This is a genomic window from Novosphingobium sp. BL-S-34, assembly GCF_056857015.1.
This window is the reverse complement of the sequence record NZ_CM166473.1, coordinates 85,511-107,639: the sequence shown is the minus strand read 5'-3', so window position 1 is coordinate 107,639 and position 22,129 is coordinate 85,511. Positions and strand designations below refer to the sequence as shown.

Annotated in this window: 12 protein-coding genes; 8 read left to right on the top strand and 4 right to left on the bottom strand. The window is 65.7% G+C overall.

Annotated elements, in window-relative coordinates:
• Positions 1–11: 11 nt before the first annotated feature.
• Both AC1VV3_RS14840 and AC1VV3_RS14835 read right to left on the bottom strand, forming a co-directional pair.
• Positions 12–3,263 (bottom strand): efflux RND transporter permease subunit, encoded by a 3,252-nt coding sequence (locus AC1VV3_RS14840; RefSeq protein ID WP_482962673.1) that lies wholly within the window; start codon positions 3,261–3,263, stop codon positions 12–14.
• Positions 3,264–3,267: 4 nt separating this feature from the next.
• Complete coding sequence (locus AC1VV3_RS14835) at positions 3,268–4,389, bottom strand: efflux RND transporter periplasmic adaptor subunit (protein WP_442047320.1); 1,122 nt, start codon at positions 4,387–4,389, stop codon at positions 3,268–3,270.
• 192 nt (positions 4,390–4,581) lie between these two features.
• On the opposite strand from AC1VV3_RS14835, the gene AC1VV3_RS14830 reads away from it, so the two are divergent.
• The 7 genes from AC1VV3_RS14830 to AC1VV3_RS14800 all read left to right on the top strand — a co-directional run bounded on the left by AC1VV3_RS14830 (position 4,582) and on the right by AC1VV3_RS14800 (position 17,062).
• Positions 4,582–5,328: a response regulator transcription factor gene (locus AC1VV3_RS14830; protein ID WP_132268970.1), complete on the top strand. Its 747-nt coding sequence runs from the start codon at positions 4,582–4,584 to the stop codon at positions 5,326–5,328.
• The gene (locus tag AC1VV3_RS14825) at positions 5,325–6,725 is read left to right on the top strand and encodes an ATP-binding protein (protein ID WP_482962672.1); all 1,401 of its coding nucleotides are present in this window, start codon (positions 5,325–5,327) and stop codon (positions 6,723–6,725) included. The genes AC1VV3_RS14830 and AC1VV3_RS14825 overlap by 4 nt, the downstream gene beginning before the upstream one ends.
• A 301-nt stretch (positions 6,726–7,026) precedes the next feature.
• Entirely contained in the window at positions 7,027–9,489 is a 2,463-nt protein-coding gene (locus tag AC1VV3_RS14820) for a TonB-dependent receptor (protein WP_482962671.1), read from the top strand.
• Between the two features lie 347 nt (positions 9,490–9,836).
• Complete coding sequence (proP, locus tag AC1VV3_RS14815) at positions 9,837–11,282, top strand: glycine betaine/L-proline transporter ProP (RefSeq protein WP_482962670.1); 1,446 nt, start codon at positions 9,837–9,839, stop codon at positions 11,280–11,282.
• A gap of 159 nt (positions 11,283–11,441) precedes the next feature.
• Entirely contained in the window at positions 11,442–13,709 is a 2,268-nt protein-coding gene (locus AC1VV3_RS14810) for a glycoside hydrolase family 3 N-terminal domain-containing protein (protein WP_482962669.1), read from the top strand.
• A 245-nt stretch (positions 13,710–13,954) separates the two neighbouring features.
• Positions 13,955–15,019: a Ros/MucR family transcriptional regulator gene (locus AC1VV3_RS14805; RefSeq protein WP_482962668.1), complete on the top strand. Its 1,065-nt coding sequence runs from the start codon at positions 13,955–13,957 to the stop codon at positions 15,017–15,019.
• Positions 15,020–16,234: 1,215 nt separating this feature from the next.
• Positions 16,235–17,062, top strand: a complete 828-nt coding sequence (locus tag AC1VV3_RS14800; protein WP_482962667.1) for an FAD-dependent oxidoreductase — start codon at positions 16,235–16,237, stop codon at positions 17,060–17,062.
• A gap of 122 nt (positions 17,063–17,184) precedes the next feature.
• Here the strand turns inward: AC1VV3_RS14800 and AC1VV3_RS14795 are convergent, their stop codons facing one another.
• Both AC1VV3_RS14795 and AC1VV3_RS14790 read right to left on the bottom strand, forming a co-directional pair.
• Entirely contained in the window at positions 17,185–18,201 is a 1,017-nt protein-coding gene (locus AC1VV3_RS14795) for a LacI family DNA-binding transcriptional regulator (RefSeq protein WP_482962666.1), read from the bottom strand.
• Positions 18,198–19,463, bottom strand: a complete 1,266-nt coding sequence (locus AC1VV3_RS14790) for an MFS transporter (protein ID WP_482962665.1) — start codon at positions 19,461–19,463, stop codon at positions 18,198–18,200. The genes AC1VV3_RS14795 and AC1VV3_RS14790 overlap by 4 nt, the downstream gene beginning before the upstream one ends.
• A gap of 177 nt (positions 19,464–19,640) precedes the next feature.
• Here AC1VV3_RS14790 and AC1VV3_RS14785 point away from each other — a divergent pair, with 177 nt between their 5' ends.
• On the top strand, positions 19,641–22,118 hold the full coding sequence (locus tag AC1VV3_RS14785) for a TonB-dependent receptor (RefSeq protein ID WP_132268864.1): 2,478 nt from the start codon (positions 19,641–19,643) through the stop codon (positions 22,116–22,118).
• The last annotated feature ends 11 nt before the right edge of the window (positions 22,119–22,129 follow it).

Sequence of the window (22,129 nt, the reverse complement as noted above, 5' to 3'; positions counted from 1 at the left end):
AGAGGGGAGGCTCAGGCCTCTCCTTCGGATGGGGTGCCCGGGACTTCGGCATGCGATGCAGGCCGCAGGTCCCGGGCAGCGTCGTCCTTGCCGCCTCGGTGGAAGAGCTTGGCAACGACGACGAAGAACATCGGCACGTAGAAGATCGCCAGCGCCGTCGCGGTCAGCATGCCGCCCAGCACGGCAGTGCCGATGGCGATGCGGCCTTGCGCGCCTGCCCCGCTGGCGATGGCGAGCGGGACGACGCCGGCCATGAAGGCGATGGAGGTCATCATGATCGGTCGCAGGCGCACACGGGCCGCTTCCAGCGCGGCGTGGAGCATGTCCTTGCCGTCGCGCCAGGACATTTCCGCGAACTCGACGATCAGGATCGCGTTCTTGGCGGCAAGGCCGATGGTGGTGAGCAGACCGACCTGGAAGTAGATGTCGTTCTCCAGACCGCGCGCGGCCACCGCGATCACCGCGCCGATCACGCCCAGCGGGATCACCAGCAGCACTGCCAGCGGCACCGACCAGCTTTCGTAAAGCGCGGCAAGGCACAGGAAGACCACCGCGATCGACAGCGCATAGAGGTAGACCGCCTGCCCGCTCGACTGGTTCTGCTGGTAGGACAGGTCGCTCCAGGCATAGCTGGTGCCCGGCGCGATCTTCTGCTGCAGCGCGACCATCTCCTTCATCGCATCGCCGGAGCTATAGCCCGATCCGGCATCGCCCTGGATCGTGTAGGACGAGCGGCCGTTGAAGCGCGAGAGGCTGTTCGGTCCGGTTTCCCAGCCCATCGTCGTGAAGGCGGAGAACGGCACCATCTTGCTCGTGCCGTCGCCATTGGTGCCCGAAGTCGAGCGGACGAACCACTTGTCGAGGTCGCTCGGCAGCATGCGCGCGGTAGCCTCGCCCTGGACGTAGACTTTCTTCACGCGGCCACGGTCGATGAAGTCGTTGACATATGTGCCGCCCCAGGCCGTGCTCAGGGTGTCGGTGGCATTGTCCACCGAAAGGCCGAGGACGGAGAGCTTGGCGTCATCGTAGTGGATGTCGAACTGCGGCGTATCCGGCAGGGTGGAGGCGCGGACTTGCGAGAGCTTGGGATCCTGATTGGCCGCCGCGATCAGCTTGTCGCGCAGGGCGACGAACTTGGCCCGGTCCATGTTGGTGGAATTGAGCAACTGGAACGAGAACCCGTTCGACTGGCCCAGCCCCTGGATCGATGGCGGCGTCATCACGAAGACCTGCGCATCGCGGATCTTGCCCAGCTTGGCCATGATCCGTCCGCTGATCGCCGCGGCGCTCTTGCTGGAATCCTTGCGCTCGTCGAACGGCGCCAGACTGGCGAAGCCCATGCCCGCGTTCTGGCCCGCTCCGTTGAAGCTGAAGCCGCCGATGGTGAAGCGCAGCGGCACGTTGTCGCCTTCGGAGGCAAAGGCCGCCTCGATCTGTTCGCGCACCTTGTCGGTCCGCTCGGAGGTCGCGCCGGCGGGAAGCTGGTAGACGACCATGACCTGGCCCTGATCCTCGGTCGGCAGGAAGCCGGTGGGCAGGCGCGTGAAGACCACCACGAGCGCGACGATCACCAGTCCGTAGACCACCAGCCACACGCGGCGGCGGGCGATCAGCTTCTCGGTCGTGTCGACATAGCGGCCGGTCATGCGGTTGAACCAGCGATTGAAGCCGCCGAACCAGCCGTCGATCTGCTTCTGGACCCGCTGCACCGCGCCGCGCAGGCCCGTGGCGGGCGCCTGCGCGTGATCCTCATGTTCACGCGGCTTCAGCAAAGTGGAGCAGAGCGCGGGCGAGAGGATCAGCGCGGTCAGCACCGAAAGCGCCATGGCCGAGACGATGGTGACCGAGAACTGGCGATAGATCACGCCCGTCGAGCCGCCGAAGAACGCCATCGGCAGCAGCACCGCCGAAAGCACCAACGCGATGCCGACCAGCGCGGAGCCGATCTCCTCCATCGAACGGACAGTGGCGCGATAGGGGCTGAGGCCGTCCTCGTGCATCAGGCGCTCGACATTCTCGACCACGACGATGGCGTCGTCGACGAGGAGGCCGATGGCCAGAACCATGGCGAACAGGGTCAGCGTGTTGATCGAATAGCCCAGCAACGCCAGGATGCCGAACGTGCCCATGAGCACGACCGGCACGGCAATGGCCGGCACCAGCGTGGCGCGCCAGCTCTGGAGGAAGGCGTACATCACCAGGACGACGAGCACGATGGCGATCACCAGGGTCTCGATCACTTCCTTGATCGAAAGCTTCACGAAGTCGCTGGTGTCGCGGGCGTAGGCGATCTTGTAGCCGCTGGGCAGGCCCTGCGCGAGTTCGTCGACGCGCGCTTTCACCGCGGCCACGGTCTTGAGCGCGTCCGCGCCGGAGGCCAGCTCGATGCCGATGCCCGAAGCCGGAAGGCCGTTGAGGCGGGCCGACGTCGAATAGCTCTCCTGTCCCAGCTCCACCCGCGCCACGTCGGAAAGGCGCACGACGGAGCCGTCCGTCAGCGTCTTCACCACGATGTCGCGGAACTGCTCGGGCGTCTGCAGGCGCGACTTCGCCTTGACGACGGCGTTCAGCATCTGCCCCTTGGCCAGCGGCTCGGCGCCGAGCTGGCCGGCGGAAAGGTCCACGTTCTGCGACGAGATCGCGCTGGTGACGTCCGAGGGTATCAATTGCCGCGCCGCCAGCCTGGCCGGGTCGAGCCAGATGCGCATGGCATATTGCGCGCCGAACACGCGCACCCCGCCCACGCCGTTGACGCGGGCGAGATCGTCCTGGAAATTCGAGACGAGATAGTCGGCCACGTCGCTGTCAGTGGTCTTGTCGCTCTCGTCGTAGAGGCCGACCACCAGCAGCATGTCCGACCCCGACTTGGTGACGGTGAGGCCCTGCTGCTGGACCTGGGTGGGCAGGCGCGAATTGGCCTGCTGCACCTTGTTCTGCACCTGCACTTGCGCCACGTCCGGGTCGGTGCCCTTGGCGAAAGTCGCGGTGACGGAAGCCGAACCCGAACTGTCCGAACTCGACGAGAAGTAGAGCAGGTTGTCGATGCCGGTCAGCTGCTGCTCGATCACCTGGGTGACCGAATTCTCCAGCGTCTGCGCCGAAGCGCCCGGATAAGTGGCGCTGACGGTGACGGAGGGCGGCGCGACATCGGGATATTGCGCGACGGGAAGGCTCATGATGCCGGCGACGCCGGCCATCATGACGATGATGGCGATGACCCAGGCGAAAATCGGCCGGTCGACGAAATAGCGGCTGAGGTTCATCGGATCAGTCGCCCAGCTTCACAGTGACGGCCTTGACCTTGGCGCCGGCGCGGGCCTTGTCGGTGCCCTCCACGATCAGGCGGTCCCCCGCCTTCAGCCCGCTGACGATCAGCCACTTGTCGCCGATCGCCTGGCCCGTCACGACCTTGCGCTGCTCCACTTTGCCCGAGGCATCGACGACGAGCGCCGTGCCGTTGCCCTTGGCATCGCGCGAAATGCCCTGCTGCGGCGCGAGCACTCCGTTCTGCACCACACCCTGCGGCGCGGCGACGTTCACGAACATTCCGGGCAGCAGCAGGCCGTCCGGGTTGGGGAAGCGGGCGCGCAGGGTCACCGTTCCGGCCTGGGGGTCGACATTGACCTCGCTGAACTCGATGGTCCCCTCGCCCGGGTATTTCGTGCCGTCCTCCAGCGTGAGCGAGACTTTCGCGCTGGCCGGCATCATGCTGCCCTTGGCGAGCGCGCTGCGCAGGCGCAGCAGGTCGGCCGAGGACTGGGTGATATCCACGAAGATCGGATCGAGTTGCTGGATCGTCGCCATCGCGTCGGTCTGGCTGGCCGTGACGAGCGCGCCCTTGGTTACTGACGAGCGCCCGATGCGCCCGGTGATCGGGGCCAGCACGCGGGTGAATTCCAGGTTCACCGCGGCGCTGCGGCTCGTCGCCTGGTACTGGTGCACGGCGGCCTGCGCGGCGCGGGCGGCGGCGATCGTCTCGTCCCGATCCTGACCGCTCACCGCCTCGCTGTCCCCGAGCGTGCGATAGCGCTTCGCCTTGGCCTCGGCGCTGTAGAGCGTGGCCTGCGCGTTCTCCAGCTGCGCGCGCGAGGTATCCAGCGACGCGCGATAAAGCCGCGAATCGATTTGGTAGAGCGGCTGTCCGGCGTGGACCAGCGAGCCCTCCTCGAACAGGCGCGACTGGATCACCCCGTCCACTTGCGGGCGCACTTCCGCCACCGTCGTCGCAGCGGTGCGGCCCGACAGCGTGGTGGAGACCGTCACCGGCTCGGCCCGCAGCGTCACCACGCCCACTTCGACGTCCTGCTGCGGCATGGCTTGCTGCTGGCCGCACCCGCCAAGGCTCAGCGTCGCCAGCGAAAGCGCGGCCATGGATAGCATCGGGGCCATGGCGAAATGTTTGAACGAAGGGCGCAAGCGGGGGGCTCCTGTGCACGTTTGCAGCTTTGGTCCTGCAATTGTGCGCCGCAGCACGGAACGGCAATCAACAGCGCGTATCGTCAAGTTGCCGGCGGTAGCCTATTGTTTCATCGTGTATCACCAGGGCAGACTTCACCGGGCAGCGCGTTTATGGCTTCATTCATGATCCCGCAGAGCGATGCGCCGGAAGGCCGCATCATCGTCCTCGAGGACGATCCCGACATTCGCGAACTCATCGCCGCGCAGCTTTCGCGCGAGCCGCAGCGCGTGGATTCGGTCGGCTCGGTGGCCGAACTGCGCACCTGCCTCCAGGGCGATCCGGTGGACCTGCTGATCCTGGACCTCAACCTGCCGGACGGCGACGGGCTGGACATCTGCCGGGACTTGCGCGCAGCCGGACATCAGGGTGCGATCATGATGGTCACCGCGCGCGAAGGCCCGATCGACCGCGTGCTCGGCCTGGAACTGGGCGCGGACGACTATCTCACCAAGCCCTTCGAACCGCGCGAGCTGCTGGCCCGCGTGCGCAATCTCCTGCGCCGCTCGCGCGTGTTCGACGGCGCGGCGGGACAGGGCGGCCAGCGCCCCCGCGTCGCCCGTTTCGCGCGCCTCGGGCCGTGGCGGCTGGACCTGCACCAGCGCCGCCTGGTCACTCACGACGACCGGCTGGTCATGCTTTCCTCCGCCGAATACCGCCTGCTCTCACGCTTCATCGAAGCGCCGAACCAGGTGCTCTCGCGTGAGGAACTGCTGCCTGAGCGCAGCGCCACCGTCGCCTTCGACCGCTCGATAGACATCCAGATCAGCCGCCTGCGACACAAGCTGGCCAGCGAGCCGGGCGGCGACGAACTGATCCTGACGGTGCGCAGCGAAGGCTACGTCCTGCCTGGGCCCATCGCCTTCGAATGACGAGCGCCGAACCTGTCAAACCCGGCTTCCTGAAACGCCTGCGCGACTATCCGCGCTCGCTGGCGGGGCGCCTGACGCTGGTGCTCTCGCTGGGCATGGCGGCCTCGGCGATCCTGGCGCTGCAGGCCTCCGACGGCCTGGGCCACTATACGTTCCGCAGGGACCAGGTCGATGCCGCGCTCGACAGCGCCGAAGACATCGCCCACCGCTTCGAGCGGCAGCCTGCAAGGACCGCCAACCTGTTGTCACGCGGCGTGATCCTGGGGGCGCACGATGCCAATCCCGCATGGCGCATGACCGCGCCGGACCCGACATTCTCGCGCCGCCTGTCCGAGCGCCTCGGCCGTCCCGCCCAGGTCATGCCGCTGCTGAACGGCGAATGCTTCGCCCAGCTGACGCGCTATCCCCACGCGGCGGGCATGAACACCGACCCGCTGCCGGACTGCTGGTTCATCCGCGTCGATGCCGGGGACCGCAAGCTGGACTATGTCGTCGACCTCTGGCCCGACCGCAGCTGGAACCGGCACCGCGTCGGGCCGCCCTATATCGAACTCATCATCGTCGCCGGGGCATTGCTGGGCCTGCTCGCGGCCAGCCTGGCGACCACGCCGCTGCGCCGCATGGAACGCGCCGCCCGCGCCTTCTCGCTGGTCGGCGAGTTCGAGCCGATCCCGGTCAAGGGCCCCAGCGAAGTGCGCGCCGCACTGGAGACCTTCAACCTCGCGCAGGAGCGCGTGCGCGAAGGCCTGCGCGAACGCACGCAGATCCTGGCCTCCGTCACGCACGATCTCCAGACCCCGCTTACCCGGCTGCGCCTGCGGCTGGAACAAGTGGAGGACGAAGCCTTGCGCGACCGGCTCGTCGCCGACCTGCAAGTGACCCAGCAGATGGTGCGCGACGGGCTGGACCTTGCGCGCAGCAGCGAGATCCGCGAACCCTGGTCGGTGCTGGACATCGATTCCATCCTCTCCAGCACCGCGGAGGACGCCGCCGAGTTCGGGCACCGCGTGGTCTTCAGCCAGGGCTGCGATGTCGAAGCGCGGGTCAAGCCCCATGCCCTGGCACGTGCACTCGGCAACCTCGTGGACAATGCGCTCAAGTACGGCGGCAGCGCGGAATTGAGCTGCCACCGCGAGGGGGCGGACCTCGTGATCCGCGTGGCGGACCGGGGGCCGGGCCTGCCCGAGGACGAACTGGCACTGGCGTTCCAGCCCTTCCGCCGCCTGTCGTCCAGCAAGGGCAACGGCACCGGTATCGGCCTGGCGATCGCCCAGGCCCAGGTCGGTACGTTCGGAGCCGCGATCGGCCTGCGCAACCGCGACGGCGGCGGATTGATCGCCGAAATCCGCATTCCGGCGACATCGATTCGCGGCGAAGGCGAAGTCGTTCGCGATTGACGACGCCGATACAATTGGGCACGACTGTATCAAGGCGATGCAACAGAGTTGAAATCCGATTGAAATGTGGATTTAAGCCGTTGCATAAAGTCCTCACCAAATAGAGTTTGGTATCTTCGTCAGTTCAACTCTGCGGCAACTGTCTCGACACTGTCACATAAAACCGATTAAGGCTTCAGCAGCAGCGACGCCCTGGCTGCCCGAAGACGACCGTTGGCGGACGATTGTGCTTCCCGAGGCGGAGACGCATGCTGAAGCCATGATGCCCCCTTCAGGGGGAACCAATGAGGTCGTAAATCCAATGCAGAAACGTTCCGTTCTCGCCGCCTCCGCGGCGAGCTTCGCGGTTGCTTGCGTGCTCGGTTCCGCCCCGGCCCGCGCCCAGTCCACCGGTTCGCTCGATTTCGAGAAGTCGGAAATCGTCGTCACCGGCCGCACCCAGAACGACATTGCCGGAATCGAGATTCCGAACACGCCCAAGGCCAAGCAGGTCCTGACCAAGGACGTGATCGGCCGCGAGACGCCGGGCCAGTCGATCGACGAGATCATCAACCTGATCCCCGGCGTGAACTTCCAGAGCTACGACGGCTACGGCTCCTCGGGCGGCAGCCTGATGATCCGCGGCTTCGATGACAGCCGCATCTCGCAGACCTTCGACGGTATCCCGCTGAACGATACCGGCAACTATGCACTCTATACCAATCAACAACTCGATCCGGAACTGATCGAGCAGGTCAACGTCAATCTTGGCACGACCGATGTCGATTCGCCGACTGCCTCGGCCTCCGGTTCCACCGTCAATTACCGCTCCATCGACCCCAGCCACGAATTCGGCGCCCGCATGGTCGGCACGGTCGGCGATTACGGCAAGATGCGCGTGTTCGGCATGGTCAACACCGGCGACCTCAATTCGTCCGGCACCCGCGCCTGGTTCTCGGCCTCCAAGGACACGTACGACGCGCTCTACGGCGGCATCGGCCAGATCGACAAGACGCAGTTCAACGCCAAGCTCTACCAGCCGCTGGGCAGCAACGGCGATTTCATCGCGATCTCGGGCCACTACAACGTCAATCACAACACCATGGCCTCTGACTGGGCCCTGACCAACACCAGCGGCATCCCCACCAATGCCGACGAGCGTGACGCCTATACCGTCGCCCGCTGCACCATCCCGGCCGGCACCGAAGGCGTGGCCGATGCCGCCAGTTCCTGCGGATCGGCCTGGGAATATCGCTACAACCCGTCGAAGACCGCGAACATCCGCATCAATTCGCGCTTCACCCTCAGCGACAAGCTGACCCTGACGGTCGATCCCTACCTCCAGTATACTTCCGCCAACGGCGGCGGCACCGTGGCAGCTAAGGAAGGCAGCTACAGCAGCACGATCGCCAGCGGTTATATCGGCGGCACCCCCTACTTCGGCGGCGTAGACCTCAACGGCGACGGCGATACGCTGGACACGGTACGCCTTTCGGCGCCCAGCCAGACCGAAACCTACCGCATCGGCGTGATCGCCTCGCTGCGCTACGACCTTTCTGACAACCAGCGTGTCCGCATGGCCTATACTTACGATCGCGGCCGCCACCACCAGACCGGCGAGCTGGGCTACCTGGACTCGAACGGCTTCGCATCGAACTACTTCAACACCGACGATGCGCTGACCGACATGAACGGCAACGTCCTGCAGAAGCGCGACCGCATGTCCTACGCGATCCTGCATCAGGTCTCGGGCGAATACTCGGGCGATTTCGTCAACAACTCGCTCCACGTCGTCGGCGGCCTGCGCGTGCCGTTCTTCCGCCGCAACCTGACGCAGAACTGCGTGACCTACAGCAACAGCGGCTCGGTCAACTGCCTTGCCGATGGGGACAGCCTGGCCGCCTACGAGGCCAGCCTGACCACGACCTATGCAGCACCGCAGAACAAGGTGTTCGACTATAGCCGCGTGCTGCCGAACGTGGGCTTCACGTACGACTTCACCCCGGCCCTGTCGATGAACGCCAACTATTCCAAGGGCCTGCAGGTCCCTGGCACGGACAACCTCTACACCAACGCCTTCTACTATTCGGACGGCTCGGCCGATCCCAAGCCGGAAACGACCGACAACTTCGACCTCGGCCTGCGCTACCGTTCGGGCATGTTCCAGGCATCGGTCGCGGGCTGGTACACGATCTTCTCCAACCGCCTGTCCTCGGCCTACAACCCGGACACCCAGACCTCCACGTACACCAACCTCGGCACCGTGGACCGCTACGGCATCGACGGCAGCGTCTCGTTCCGTCCCGACAAGCACGTCTCGGCCTATTTGTTCGGCTCCTACCTCTGGTCGAGCATCCGCGACGACGTGCAGACCGGCGCTTCCAGCTACGCGGAAACCGCCGGCAAGATGGAAGGCGGCGTGCCGCACTACAGCTTCGGCGGCCGCGTGGAAGGCAATGCCGGCCCCGCGTCGCTGGGCGTGGAAGTCAAGAAGACCGGATCGCGCTACTACAACAGCCTCAACGCCGCCGTGGTCGACAGTTCGGGCAACCAGCTCTGGGCTGCCAAGGTTCCGGCCTATACCGTCGTCAACCTCGACGCACGGCTCAACCTCGGCTTCCTGGGCCTGAACGACAAGACCTTCGTGCAAGTCAACGTCACCAACTTGTTCGACAAGTTCTACTACGGTGCCTTCGATGACGCGGGCATCACCAATACCGCGACGACTTATGCCTATATCGGTGCTCCGCGCACTTTCTCGGCATCCGTCAACTTTCAGTTTTGATCCCTTTTGAACTGACAAAAACCTGGTCGGCGGCGATGCACAATCGCCGCCGACTCAGTCGTGCGTATTTTCGATTCATCGCTGCAGAGGCACGGTTCGGCCATTAGCAGCCCCTTTTTCTGCAAACCTGTCTATGGGGGCGCCTCCCCCGCTTGATGCCCTGTCGGCATCGCATCCCTTTACGGCCGCCTTGCGGCCGTTCTCTCGCCTGGTGATCGTGGTGCCGCTTCGTTGCGCCTGCCCGGGCGTGAACGGAGACAGACATGCACGATCCTGTTGCGCGAAATGCGCAATCTGGCGCCGCTGCGCAACATGCGCAATTCGGCTGGTTCAAATCCCGCCGTGAAATGGCCATTGACGACATTACCCTGGTAGACCGCTCGCTGCTGAAGCGCGCGGTCGGCGCTGCCGCGCTCGGTAACGCCATGGAATGGTTCGATTTCGGCGTCTACGGCTACATCGCCGTCACGCTCGGCCATGTCTTCTTCCCCTCGGGCAACCCCACGGTTCAGCTCATCGCCACTCTGGCGACTTTCGCGGCGGCCTTCCTCGTGCGCCCGCTTGGCGGCCTCGTGTTCGGCCCGCTCGGAGATCGCTACGGGCGCCACAAGATCCTGGCCCTGACCATGGTGATGATGGCGGCCGGCACTTTCGCCATCGGCCTCATTCCCTCCTATGACCGGATCGGCCTGGCGGCACCGGCCCTGCTGCTGGTGGCCCGGCTCGTCCAGGGCTTCTCGACGGGCGGCGAATATGGCGGCGCCGCCACCTTCATCGCCGAATATTCGACCGACCAGAAGCGCGGCCTGATGGGCAGCTGGCTCGAATTCGGTACGCTCGGCGGCTATATCGCCGGCGCCGGCACGGTCACGGCCTTGCAGATGTCGCTCAGCGATGCGGACATGCTGTCCTGGGGCTGGCGCGTGCCCTTCCTGGTCGCCGGCCCGCTTGGCCTGCTGGGGCTCTACATGCGCCTCAAGCTGGAGGAGACCCCGGCGTTCCAGGCCTATAGCGAGCAGGTCGACGCCCGCGAGGCGGACCGCCCCGGCCTGTCGGACATGTTCCGCCTGCACTGGCGCCAGCTTCTGAAGTGCGTGGGACTGGTCCTCGTCTTCAACGTGACCGACTACATGCTGCTGACCTATATGCCCAACTACCTGACGGTGACGATGGGCTATGCCGAGAGCAAGGGCCTGCTGCTGATCATCCTGGTCATGCTGGTGATGATGCCGCTCAATGTCGTCGGCGGCCTGTTCAGCGACCGCCTCGGCCGCCGGCCGATGATCATCGGCGCCTGCGTGGCGCTGATGGTCCTGTCGATCCCCAGCATGCTGCTGATCGGCAGCGGCAACGACTGGCTGATCTTCCTCGGCCTTATGACGCTGGGCGTGGCGCTGGTCTGCTTTACCAGTTCGATGCCCTCCACCCTGCCCGCGCTGTTCTACACCCCCGTGCGCTACAGCGGCCTGTCGATCGCCTTCAACCTCTCGGTTTCGCTGTTCGGCGGCACCACGCCGCTGGTCACCGCCTGGCTGGTCAGCCGCACCGGCGATCCGCTGGTCCCGGCCTATTACCTGATGGGCGCCGCCGCGATCGGCATCCTGACGATGCTCACCGTGCGCGAGACCGCCGGCATGCCGCTTCGCGGTTCGCCGCCCGCCGTGGAGAACCGGGGCGAGGCCATCGCCCTCATCAAGAGCGGCCAGCCCGTCACCGTGGACGACGCCATCCCGGGAATGGCCCCGGAAGCGCCGAAGGCCCGGCCCGCGGTCATGATCGCCAGCCCCGCCTGACCTCAACGTTGTTGGCCTTCCCGGCCTGACAGAACCACGACCGGCCGGTTGTCCCACGCGACACCCGGCCGGTCGCTTTTGTGCCGCAGTGCAACAATAATATCTCTAGCCGCGTTCCGGGGGCATCGTTTGCATCACTCGGATCCTGTTCTCGTTTCCATGACCATTCATCGCCGCGCCGTCCTTTCTGGCATCCTTGGAGGCGCCGCCGCCCTCGGCCTGCCGCGCATCACGTTCGCCGCCGACGAGGTCAGCCGCGTGGACGCGCTGATCGCGCGCATGACGATCGAGGAAAAGGCGGGGCAGATGACTTGCCTTGCCGACGCCTTCCGCCCCTTCAACCCGCCCAATCCGCAAGCCGGGATCCAGGACGAGAAGCGCCTCTCGGAAGAGATTCGCAAGGGCCGCGTGGGCTGCCTGTTCAACGGCATCGGCGTGGCCGGCGCCCGCCGCGCCCAGGAACTTGCCGTCAAGCAAAGCCGCCTCGGCATACCCCTGCTTTTCGCCGGCGACGTGATCCACGGGCTCAAGACGATCTTCCCGGTACCCCTCGCCGAAGCCTCCACGTTCGACCCTGCCCTGGCCGAACGGAGTGCCCGCGCCATGGCCGTGGAAGCCACCGCCGCCGGCCTGCACCTCACCTTCGCGCCCATGGCCGATGTCGCGCGCGACCAGCGCTGGGGCCGCGTGGTCGAAGGATCGGGCGAGGACGTCACGTTGACCGCGCTGCTGACCGCGGCCAGGATACGCGGCTTCCAGGGCCGCGACTTGCGCCGCGCCGACTCGCTCCTCGCCTGCCCCAAGCACTTCGCCGCTTACGGCGCCGTCGCGGGCGGCCTGGAATACGGCAGCGTGGACATCAGCGACGAAACGCTGCGCGAAACCCACTTGCCGCCCTTCTCCGCCGCCTTCGCCGCTGGCGCGCTCACCACCATGGCCGCCTTCAGCGAGATCAATGGGGTGCCCGCCACCGCCGACCGCGCCCTGCTCACCGACATCCTGCGCGGCGAGATGGAGTTCCGCGGCTTCGTCTTCTCGGACTATACTGCCGACGAGGAACTGATCGCGCACGGCTATGCCGAAGACGAACGCGACGCCGCGCGCCTTGCCGTGCTGGCAGGCGTCGACATGTCGATGCAGAGCGGGCTCTACGTGCGCTACCTGCCCGATCTGGTGAAGAGCGGCGCCGTGCCGATGGGCACGGTGGACGTGGCCGTGCGGCGCATCCTCTATGTGAAAATGGCCATGGGCCTGTTCGACAATCCCTGGCGCTCGCTGGACGAGGAGGTGGAACGCACTCACATCGCCACGCCGGCCCATCGCGAACTGGCGCGAGAAACTGCCGGGCGCTCCATCGTCCTGCTCAAGAACAGCGGCCTATTGCCGCTGGACCCTGCGCAGGGCCAGAAGATCGCCCTGATCGGACCGTTCGGAGAGGACAAGGATAATGTCTACGGCCCCTGGGCGTTCTACGGGGACCCGGGCAAGGGCGTGGACATCGCCAGCGGTCTGCGCGCGGCGCTGGCAGAACCGGCCAGGCTGACGATCACGCCCGGCTGCGGCATCGAGAATGCAATGGACGGCGGCATCGCCAAGGCCGTGGACGCGGCCAAGGCGGCAGACGTCGTCTTGCTCGCGCTGGGCGAATCGCAGACCATGTCAGGCGAAGCGCAATCGCGCACGACCATCGAGATTCCCGCCGCCCAGCAGGCCCTGGCGGATGCCGTGACCGCGACCGGCAAGCCGGTCGTCGTCCTGCTGCGCCACGGCCGCGCGCTGGCGCTTCACGATGGGGTCGCCAATGCCCAGGCCATCCTGGCGACCTGGTTCCTCGGTTCCGAGACCGGCCATGCCGTGGCCGACGTGCTGTTCGGCAAGGTCAATCCCTCGGGCAAACTGCCGGTCAGCTTCCCCTGGGAATCGGGCCAGGAACCGTTCTTCTACGACCGCAAGTCCACCGGCCGCCCGGTCGTCGACAACCGCACCGAGTATCGCGCCCGCTACACCACCACCGACAACAGCGCGCGTTTCCCCTTTGGACACGGCCTCAGCTACAGCGAATTCGTGCTGGAGAACCTCAAGCTTTCGGACACCGCCATGCGCTGGGACGAGACTGTCGACATCTCGGTAAGGATCACCAACAAGGGCAGTAGACGGGGCAGCGAAGTCGTCCAGCTCTACATGCGTGACCGCGTCGCCAGCCGCACCCGCCCGATCCGCGAACTCAAGGGCATGGAGCGCGTGACACTGGATCCCGGCGACAGCAAGACCGTACGTTTTCCATTAACGCGCAAGGACTTGGAGTTCGTCGGCGCCGGCAACGCCCGGATCGCCGAACCCGGACTGTTCGACATCTGGGTCGGTCAATCCTCGACAGGAGGACTGCATTCGCAGATCGAACTCTATGCCGCGGCACCCACGACCTAGGGCCGGCCCCATGTTTGCACGGGGCCCATGCGCCGCACCTGTTGCACTGCAGCAAGCGGTGCGGCGGAACCGGTGACACCATAGTATTCGACCGCGCACACTGTGCCAAACGCCGTCAGGATGGGCCGCAACTGGCATCCCTCCAAATTGACTATTGGCCCGCAAAGGATTTCCTGTTTATTTACGTCAATCGTGCGAGGACAGCGTTACAGGATCCTCCTCGCAAAACTCCAAGGGAGCATGTGATGCCCGATAGCGAACAGCCCGACCTCACGCGTCTGACAGTTGAACTGCTGAGCGCTTATGTCGCCAACAACAGCGTGCCCAGCAACGAACTGGCCGCCCTGATCGAGCAGACCCGTTCGGCCCTTGCCGGCCAGTCGGCTTCCGATGGCGAAGCAGTCCACAAGCCGGCCGTGTCTGTCGAAGACAGCCTGGCTTCCAAGGAGCACATCCTCAGCCTGATCGACGGCAAGCCATACAAGAGCCTGAAGCGCCACCTGGCCAATAACGGCATGACCCCGGCAGAATACCGCACGCGCTATAGCCTTGCAGCGGACTACCCGATGGTCGCCCCGGCCTATTCCGAGCATCGCCGCGCCGTCGCCCAGCGCATGGGCCTGGGCGGTCGCCCCGGTGCCGCCAAGCGCGACACTACGACAACCGCAACCTCGCCCGCCAAGCCGGCTCCCGAAGCGAAGGCCGCTCCCTCTGCTCCGGCAGCGCCCAAGACTTCGCCCGCGGCCAAGGCTCCGGCAGTAAAGGCCAAGTCGTCGGCCACGGGTGACAGCGCGAGCAAGTCGCCCGCCGCGCGCGGCGGCAAGAAGCGCTTCGCCCGCGAACCGCAGAGCGGAACCGCTCCCCAGGCGGCCAAGACGGTAGAAGCTCCGGCCACATCCACCCCGGCAGCAAAGCCCGCTGCCAAGTCGGCATCGAAGCCGGGCAAGCCTGCTGCCGCCAAGACCGCGGCCAAGCCTGACGCGGTTAAGAAGGCCGCACCAGCGAAGCCGAAGAGCGCCAAGCCCGCCGCCACTGCCGCTTCGGCAGCCAAGCCGGCTGAAACCGGAGCGACCGCTGCGCCGGCCGCTCAACCAACAGCCCCAGCCGCCGCCAAGCCCGCGGCGAAAGTTGCAGCCCCTGCGGGCGATCCCGCGGATGCCGCAAAGAAGCCTGCAGCTCCTGCCAAGCCCAAGCGCAGCAAGTCCGCATCGACCGGCACCGCCAAGTCGGGCGCAGCCAAGACGTCCTCCGCCCCGCGCAGCACTGTAGCGAAGACGGAGCCCGCCAAGCCGGCCAACCAGCCGGAGTAAAACGCCAGGCCCGGCAGGCACAAACCCTGCCGGGCCGCGTGCCTCCCTACGATTGTTGCCCTCAGTTCTGCATCGCGCGACGTTCTCTGGTTGCCGTAACCCTCCCGGCCTCCCGGTCCCCGCCGCCGTGCACGCAAACCGCGACCGCCGCGACCACGATGTTGCGGCCGTTAGCCCGCAGACATGCACTTGCAAACGCCGACTTCCAGACACATGCCTTCTGGAGCCAACCGCGGTAGACGCCCGCCAGCGCCGGCCCTGCATCCAAACTGTCCGCACCTTCCTCCGTAGCCTGCCAGGTTTCACAACCAGCCGTCCGGAACGCGACCGCAGCGGTCGAAATCCTGTGCGCGCGAGCTTTCCACCGATACGCCGTGCACGCTTGCTCGCGCCGCCCCCGGACTGTCGGCGACCTGCCCCGCAACCTTCCATACCTCGCGACCTGCCACCCGCAAACCGAGTCCACCGCGGGAGCCATTACGCGGACGCTAACCTGCTGACGCGCACTCGCAGGCGACAACGTTCGAACGCTACCTTGCAGACGGCGGGTTGCCGGTGCCAGCCGCCATGCCTGCCCACTCACGCCCGCCCCGCCCGCTCGAACCGCCAAGGCCCCTCTAGGCGACCTGCCAGACCTCGCGAGAAGTGGCTGAAGACCCGCATCCGGGATAGAATCGTTGGCAACTTCCGAACAACTTGCGCGGCACACGACGTTGCATTCCCGAATACTGACCTTTCGACGAACCGTACCTAGCCTCCATGGACCAGAAAGAAGTTACTGTCGGTCGCCCCAATCCTAGTCTCTTCGCCGACCGCTTCCCACTCTGAGGCTACGCTTCCCCGCTATTGCGATCGCCATGCGTTTCCCATTCCCCTCACCAAATCCGCGACCGATTCAAACGGACGCCAATCCTTCCTCTCCCGACGTCTAGAGCCGCCTACCTCGGTAAATCGCTCTTTTTGGAGAAGCATCCAATACCGATCTACTCCGCCAAAACGGTTTCTGATCGAATTGCGACGCTGGATCGAAACAGTATAACTGAACCGCATCGCTACTGTAGCGTAGTCCAGCAAACGTGAGGGAACAATGAGATCACGACTGAACGTTCCCCTGCCTCCTACCCTCGGCAATTGTCTTAGGCACATTCCCATCAGCTTGATGGATGAACCCGTCCGGCCCCGCCATAGCGTCGATTGCACAGCCGCGACCTCCCTGTGAGCGAGCGCCCGCTCCCGGCACCAGCGGAAACCGTCATCGTCCTGGGAGCAGGCGTCGCGGGTCTTGCCGCCGCCACGCACTTGTTGGATGCCGGTCATGACGTTCTGGTTCTCGATCAGCAGAATCGCGCCGGCGGCACACACCGCAGCCAACAGATCGCGGCCTATACTTTCGACGTCGGCAGCATATTCTACGAAGAAACCGCCCGGATCTTCGATCTCGCCCCGTCGCTGCGGGAGCTCTGCCCGAGAGTCTCAAGCATTCAGCGACGGGTCGCGCCCGACGGATCGGTGCTGCTCTATCCGATCGAGCCGCGTGACCTGCTCCGTCAATCCGCACCGCGCCTGGCAGCCTCAGTGCTGGATCTCCTCGCCTTACGCCTTCGTGTGACGCCGGACGGCTCCCTCGACACGCTTTGCCGCAAGCGATTGGGCAGTCGTTTCTTCGCCGATACCGGGCTGGAGCATTATGTCACTCGGTTTCACCACGTTTGCCCCAGCGAGATAGACGAAGAGTTCTTCTTTCGCCGCATGGCAATCATCGAACGGTTCTCGCGCACGAGCAACCTTGCGCGCAGCGCAGCACGCGCGATTTTCTCCCAAAAGTCGCACCACTCCGCACGACACTGGCCGATGCGCGTCAGACCGCGCCAGGGCTTCGACGCACTGTTCGATCCCATAGTTCGGCACCTCGTTTCTCGCGGCGCGACCTTTGCATTCGGCGAACGCCTGTTGTCCCTCCGCAAGGAGGGTCCCAACTTCAAGGTCGGCCGCAGATCTCGGCAATGTCCACATCGAACCTTGGCTCTGTTCCATCCCGCCTGAGAGCGCACATCCCCGGCCCCGCACTCTCAAGGAGAGCGGCCAGCCACTCGAAGGCCCTGACGCGCTCCGATTTCGCGACCCCTGGCCCGGCAATTTTCGCCCCGCTTACCGGCGCCTCACAACTATGCCGGGCCGGTGCTGCCACGCAGGATGAGTTCATGCGGCAGCATCAGATGCGCGTGCTCGTCCCCCGCCTTCTGCCGGAACTGCGGGTTCACCAGAATATCGACGGCCGCCGCCGCCATCTCCGCCTTGGGCTGGCGGACGGTCGTGACTTGCGGCCAGGCCGCCCGGGAAGACGGCGCATCGTCGAAGCCGCAGACAGAGAGCCTTTCCGGCACGGCAATGCCATGCTTCATCGCGGTGATCAGCACCCCAAGCGCCATGTCGTCGTTCGAGGCGAATATCGCGGTGGGGCGTTCCGGCAGGGCCAGAAGGCGCTCACCCAGTTCCATGCCCGTGCGCGAACTGAAGTCTCCGCGCACGATGCAGTCCTCATCGACCGTGACGCCCGCTGCGGCCATGGCCTTGCGGAAGCCCTCCTCACGCCGGGCCGAGGCGCTATGGCTGATCGGGCCCTGGACGAAACCGATCCGCCGATGGCCAAGGCCCAGCAGATATTCCGTCATCTCCTGCGCTGCACGGCGATCGTCCATGCGCACCGTTCCCGAAGCCGGCGGGGCGCTGCTGGGCGCGACAAGAACGGTGGGCAGGCCGGACTCGGCGAAAACGGCCATCAGCGCCGCCTCGTCACAGATCGGCGGGGCAACGATCGCCCCGTCGAGCCGCAGCGCCGCGATACTGCCACGAACCTGGCTCTCCCAATCGGGCGCCGTCAGATCGACCGGCTCCACCACCAGGTGGTAGCTGCGCTGCCGGCAGCCGATCAAGGCTCCGTGCTGAACGTCCGTGGCGTAGCCCGAGACGGGATCGTCGATGAACAGGCCCAGCAAATAGGAACGCGAGCTGGACAGGCTGCGCGCAAAGGCATTGGGCCGATAGTCGAGTTCGGCCACGACTTTCTGCACCAGTTCCCGCACTTCGGGCCGCACATAGGCCTCACCGTTGATGACGCGGGACACCGTCTTGGGCGAGACGCCGGCCCTGGCCGCGACATCCTTGATCGTGACGATGCTCAAGACGCTGCCTCCCCGCCGCGCACGCACAGGGCGGCGAACAGGGCGATCCCCACGTAGCAGGCCGCCGGCAGCAGCAGTGCCGGCAGCAGGCCGATCGCGTCAGCCGCCATGCCGGTAAGCAGCGGCACGATCGCCCCGCCCACCACCGCCATGCAGAGCCACATCGAGGCCAGCGGGGCCTTGCTGCTGTCCCGCGGCATGGCAAGCGCGTAGATGGTCGGGTACATGATCGCGTTGCACAGACCGACAGCGATCAGGGCGCCGGCACCAGCCGCGCCGGGCAGCAGGGCCGCGGCCACCGTCAGCATGATCGCCGCCAGGGCCGCGTAGACCAGCAAGCGGGCCTCGGCGATCCAGGTCATCAGCCAGGCCCCGGCGAAACGGCCGATCATGGCTCCCGCCCAGTAGAGGCTGACCAGTCGCCCGGCACTGACCGGCTCCAGCGCCAGCCGGTTCGGCAGCATCAGCACGTTCGTCATTAGCGTCCCGATCGTCACTTCCGCGCCCACGTAGAGGAAGATCGCGCAGGCACCCCAGAGAAGCCGGCGCTCGCCGAGCACGGCGAATATCTGCCGGGTCCAGTCCCGCGGGAGATAGTCGCCCGCGGCGGACGGCGCGTCGGCCAGCAATGCCCGGTGCGCGATGTAGAGGGTGGCCAGCGTCGCCAGTCCCGCCCCGATGGCGATGAAGGGTATCGACGCGGTCACCTCCACGCGCGAGCCGGGGGCGATGTCGGCCAGAAGGAACGGCGCGCTCACCAGCGGGCCAAGCACGGTGCCGAGGGAGTTGAAGCCCTGCAGCAGGTTGAGCCGGAAAGCCGAGCGCCGCGACGGCCCGATCACCGTCACCACCGTATTGGCCGCGATCTGCAGCACCGTCTGCCCGGCCGAAAGCAGCAGCAATGCTCCCAGCACCAACAGGAATTGCCGCATCCCCTGCGCGAGCACCAGCGCCAGGCAACCCGCCGCCATGACCGTCAGACCCGCCGCGATCGCCCGCATATATCCGATTCGAACCACCGATAGCGCCGCCGGCAGGGCGAACAGCAAGTAGCTGGAGTGGAAAGCCAGCTGGATCAGCAGCGCGCTCTTGTAGTCCAGCGCCAGCACCGACTTGAGCTGCGGCACCAGCAGGCCGACCGAAGCGCTCAGGAACCCGCCGATGAAGAACACGCCGATGGAGAGCCAGAACAGGCGGCGGGTCACCGATTCCTGCGCTTCGGACGTGCGGCTGATCGGGGGGGAAAGCGACATGGTGGACATCTATGGCACTCGGCAGGCGAAGGCAAACGGGCCGGATCGCGGAAATGATGTGTCATGAAATCCACAATCTGACATCGATGTCAAATCGTTGCCGAACCGTTTTCAAATGCGCTTGACATCGATGTCAGATTGCGGCCATCAGCCGCTCACAAGGTACAAACCATCTGGGAGGATGACATGACGAGGCACGATCTCGTCGCGGGCACAGCGCTCGCGGCTTGCCTATTTTCCATTTCCACCGCAGCCCACGCGCAGGATGCCGCAGCACCTGCCCAGAATTCGGCGCAACAGGCGTCGTCAGCTGCTTCCAACGGTGACATCATCGTCACGGCCACGCGCCGCGAAACGACTCTTCAGTCGACGCCGATCGCGATTTCGGCCTTCAGCCAGGAAACGCTGACCAAGAACGGCGTCAAGGACGTTACCGACCTGGCCCGTTTCGTGCCTTCGCTGCAGTTCAACCAGCAGGGCGACCAGTCGGCCGTGCTGCTGACCCTGCGCGGCATCGGCAACGACAGTGCCTATACCGAGGTGGCCGACCCCGAAGTCGCCATCTACATCGACGGCATCTACTCGCCGCGCTCGCAGGGCGCCTCGGTACTGATGTACGACATGGAACGCGTGGAAGTGCTGCGCGGCCCGCAGGGCACGCTGTTCGGCCGCAACGCCACCGTCGGCGCGCTCAGCCTGATCTCGGCCAAGCCCAAGCTCGGTGAGTTCAGCGGCAATGTCGAAGTGACCGCCGGCAACTACGACCGTCTCGGCGTGCGCGGTGCGATCAACATCCCCGTCACCGACACCCTGGCCTTCCGCGTCGCCTTCGTCAGCGACCGCCACGACGGCTATGCCGACTACCAGGCCGCGCCTGACATCGCCGGCATCAACAAGTCGGCCTTCGTCACTTCGGGCAAGAAGTACTATGCCGCCGACCAGCAGTCGGGCCGCGTCTCGATGCTCTGGCAGCCGAGCGAGAAGTTCAGCTGGAACCTGTCGGCGGAAGGCTTCCTCGACAACGGCGCGCCGGTGATCGGCCTGCTCCAGACCCCGCGCGCGGGCACCAAGCGCTGGTCCACCCTGAGCGACACCGCGCCCAGCACCGACCGCTATTCGGTCGCCGTGCGCAGCACGATGAACTACGACATCACGGACGGCGTCCAGCTCAGCTACATCGCCGGCTGGTCGCGCATTGGCGGCAGCACCCGCACCGATGCCGATGCGGGCGCCCTGCCCCCGACCGGCCAGGTGGATGCAGACGGCAACGATCTGCCGCTCGGCGCCTTCAACGAGAACGCCACGCTGTCGTCGCGCTATGACTTCCAGAGCCACGAACTCCAGCTCAAGTCGAGCGGCGAGAACGAACTCGACTGGATCCTGGGCGCTTACTACAGCCACGAAAAGAACAAGATCCGCTTCGACATCGACCAGCGCAACGGCTACCGCGACGGTACCTTCAGCTGGGCGGGCAGCTTCATCCAGGCCAATCGCCAGATCGACAGCCGCGCCGTGTTCGGCCAGACCGTGTGGCACGCCACCGACTGGCTGCGCCTGACCGGCGGCCTACGCTACACCTCGGACAAGAAGCAGGACATCGGCGGCCGTAACGTCACGTTCTCGGGCGACGGCTGCACCGATGCCGACAAGGCACCCGGCGGCGCCTGCACCACCGGCATCTTCGGCGCCTATCCCGATGCTTCGGCCGCGGAACTGGTGGCCCTGCTGCCCGGCTTCTCGATCTCGAACAACGACGTGAAGGGCAAGTGGGACAAGCTGACCTACCTCGCCCGCGTCGATGCCGATCTTGCCGAGGACACGCTGGGCTATGCCAGCATCTCCACCGGCTTCAAGTCGGGCAACATCCAGGACAATGCCGGTCTGACCGATCCGGAAACCCTGACCAACTACGAAGTCGGCCTTAAGACCCGCCTGCTCGACCGGGCCGTGACGCTCAACCTGGCGGCCTATTATTCCGACTTCAAGGGATACCAGGTCAACCAGGCCGTCACCTTCCGCGACGATGCCGGCAACGTGGTGCGCAGCCAGATCGTGACCCAGAACGCCAAGGGCGCGAAGGCTTACGGCCTGGAAGCGGAAATGAATGCCGCCTTCACCGCCAACGACCGCCTGAACTTCTCGGCTACGCTGCAGAAGACCAAGCTGGACGATCTGGAAAGCGTCGACGGCCGTCTCTACGACGGTGGCAAGGCGTCTTCCATCGTGCAGCTGCAGGGCAACGAACTGGCCCACGCGCCGCGCTTCTCGGCCACGCTGAGCTACGAGCATGATTTCGAACTAGCGAGCGGAGCCCGGATCACCCCGCGCTTCACCACCCATTACGAAACCAAGAGCTGGCTGAGCTACTTCAACGGCGACGCCAATCCGTTCGTGAACGTCAACGATCCGGCCGACAACATGCCCGACCGCGGCACCAACGGCACGTCGTGGGACAAGCAGAAGGCCTACTTCCGTTCCGACGCCTCGCTCCGGTTCAGCCCGGCAGACGGCAGGTACTCGGTCGAAGCCTTCGTCCAGAACATCGAGAACGGACATATCCGTACCGGTGCTGGTGCCTTCGGCGCGCCGCGCTACGATCCGGTGTTCCTCTCGAACCTGCAGCCGCCGCGGACCTGGGGTGTGCGCGCCAGCGCGAACTTCTGATAGCGAGCTGG

Coding starts and splice junctions, on each gene's coding strand:
- AC1VV3_RS14785 (WP_132268864.1), top strand. CDS start 19,641: ATGACGAGGCACGATCTCGTCGCGGGCACAGCGCTCGCGGCTTGCCTA.
- AC1VV3_RS14830 (WP_132268970.1), top strand. CDS start 4,582: ATGATCCCGCAGAGCGATGCGCCGGAAGGCCGCATCATCGTCCTCGAG.
- AC1VV3_RS14820 (WP_482962671.1), top strand. CDS start 7,027: ATGCAGAAACGTTCCGTTCTCGCCGCCTCCGCGGCGAGCTTCGCGGTT.
- AC1VV3_RS14825 (WP_482962672.1), top strand. CDS start 5,325: ATGACGAGCGCCGAACCTGTCAAACCCGGCTTCCTGAAACGCCTGCGC.
- AC1VV3_RS14840 (WP_482962673.1), bottom strand. CDS start 3,263: ATGAACCTCAGCCGCTATTTCGTCGACCGGCCGATTTTCGCCTGGGTC.
- AC1VV3_RS14810 (WP_482962669.1), top strand. CDS start 11,442: ATGACCATTCATCGCCGCGCCGTCCTTTCTGGCATCCTTGGAGGCGCC.
- AC1VV3_RS14790 (WP_482962665.1), bottom strand. CDS start 19,463: ATGTCCACCATGTCGCTTTCCCCCCCGATCAGCCGCACGTCCGAAGCG.
- AC1VV3_RS14835 (WP_442047320.1), bottom strand. CDS start 4,389: ATGGCCCCGATGCTATCCATGGCCGCGCTTTCGCTGGCGACGCTGAGC.
- AC1VV3_RS14805 (WP_482962668.1), top strand. CDS start 13,955: ATGCCCGATAGCGAACAGCCCGACCTCACGCGTCTGACAGTTGAACTG.
- proP (WP_482962670.1), top strand. CDS start 9,837: ATGGCCATTGACGACATTACCCTGGTAGACCGCTCGCTGCTGAAGCGC.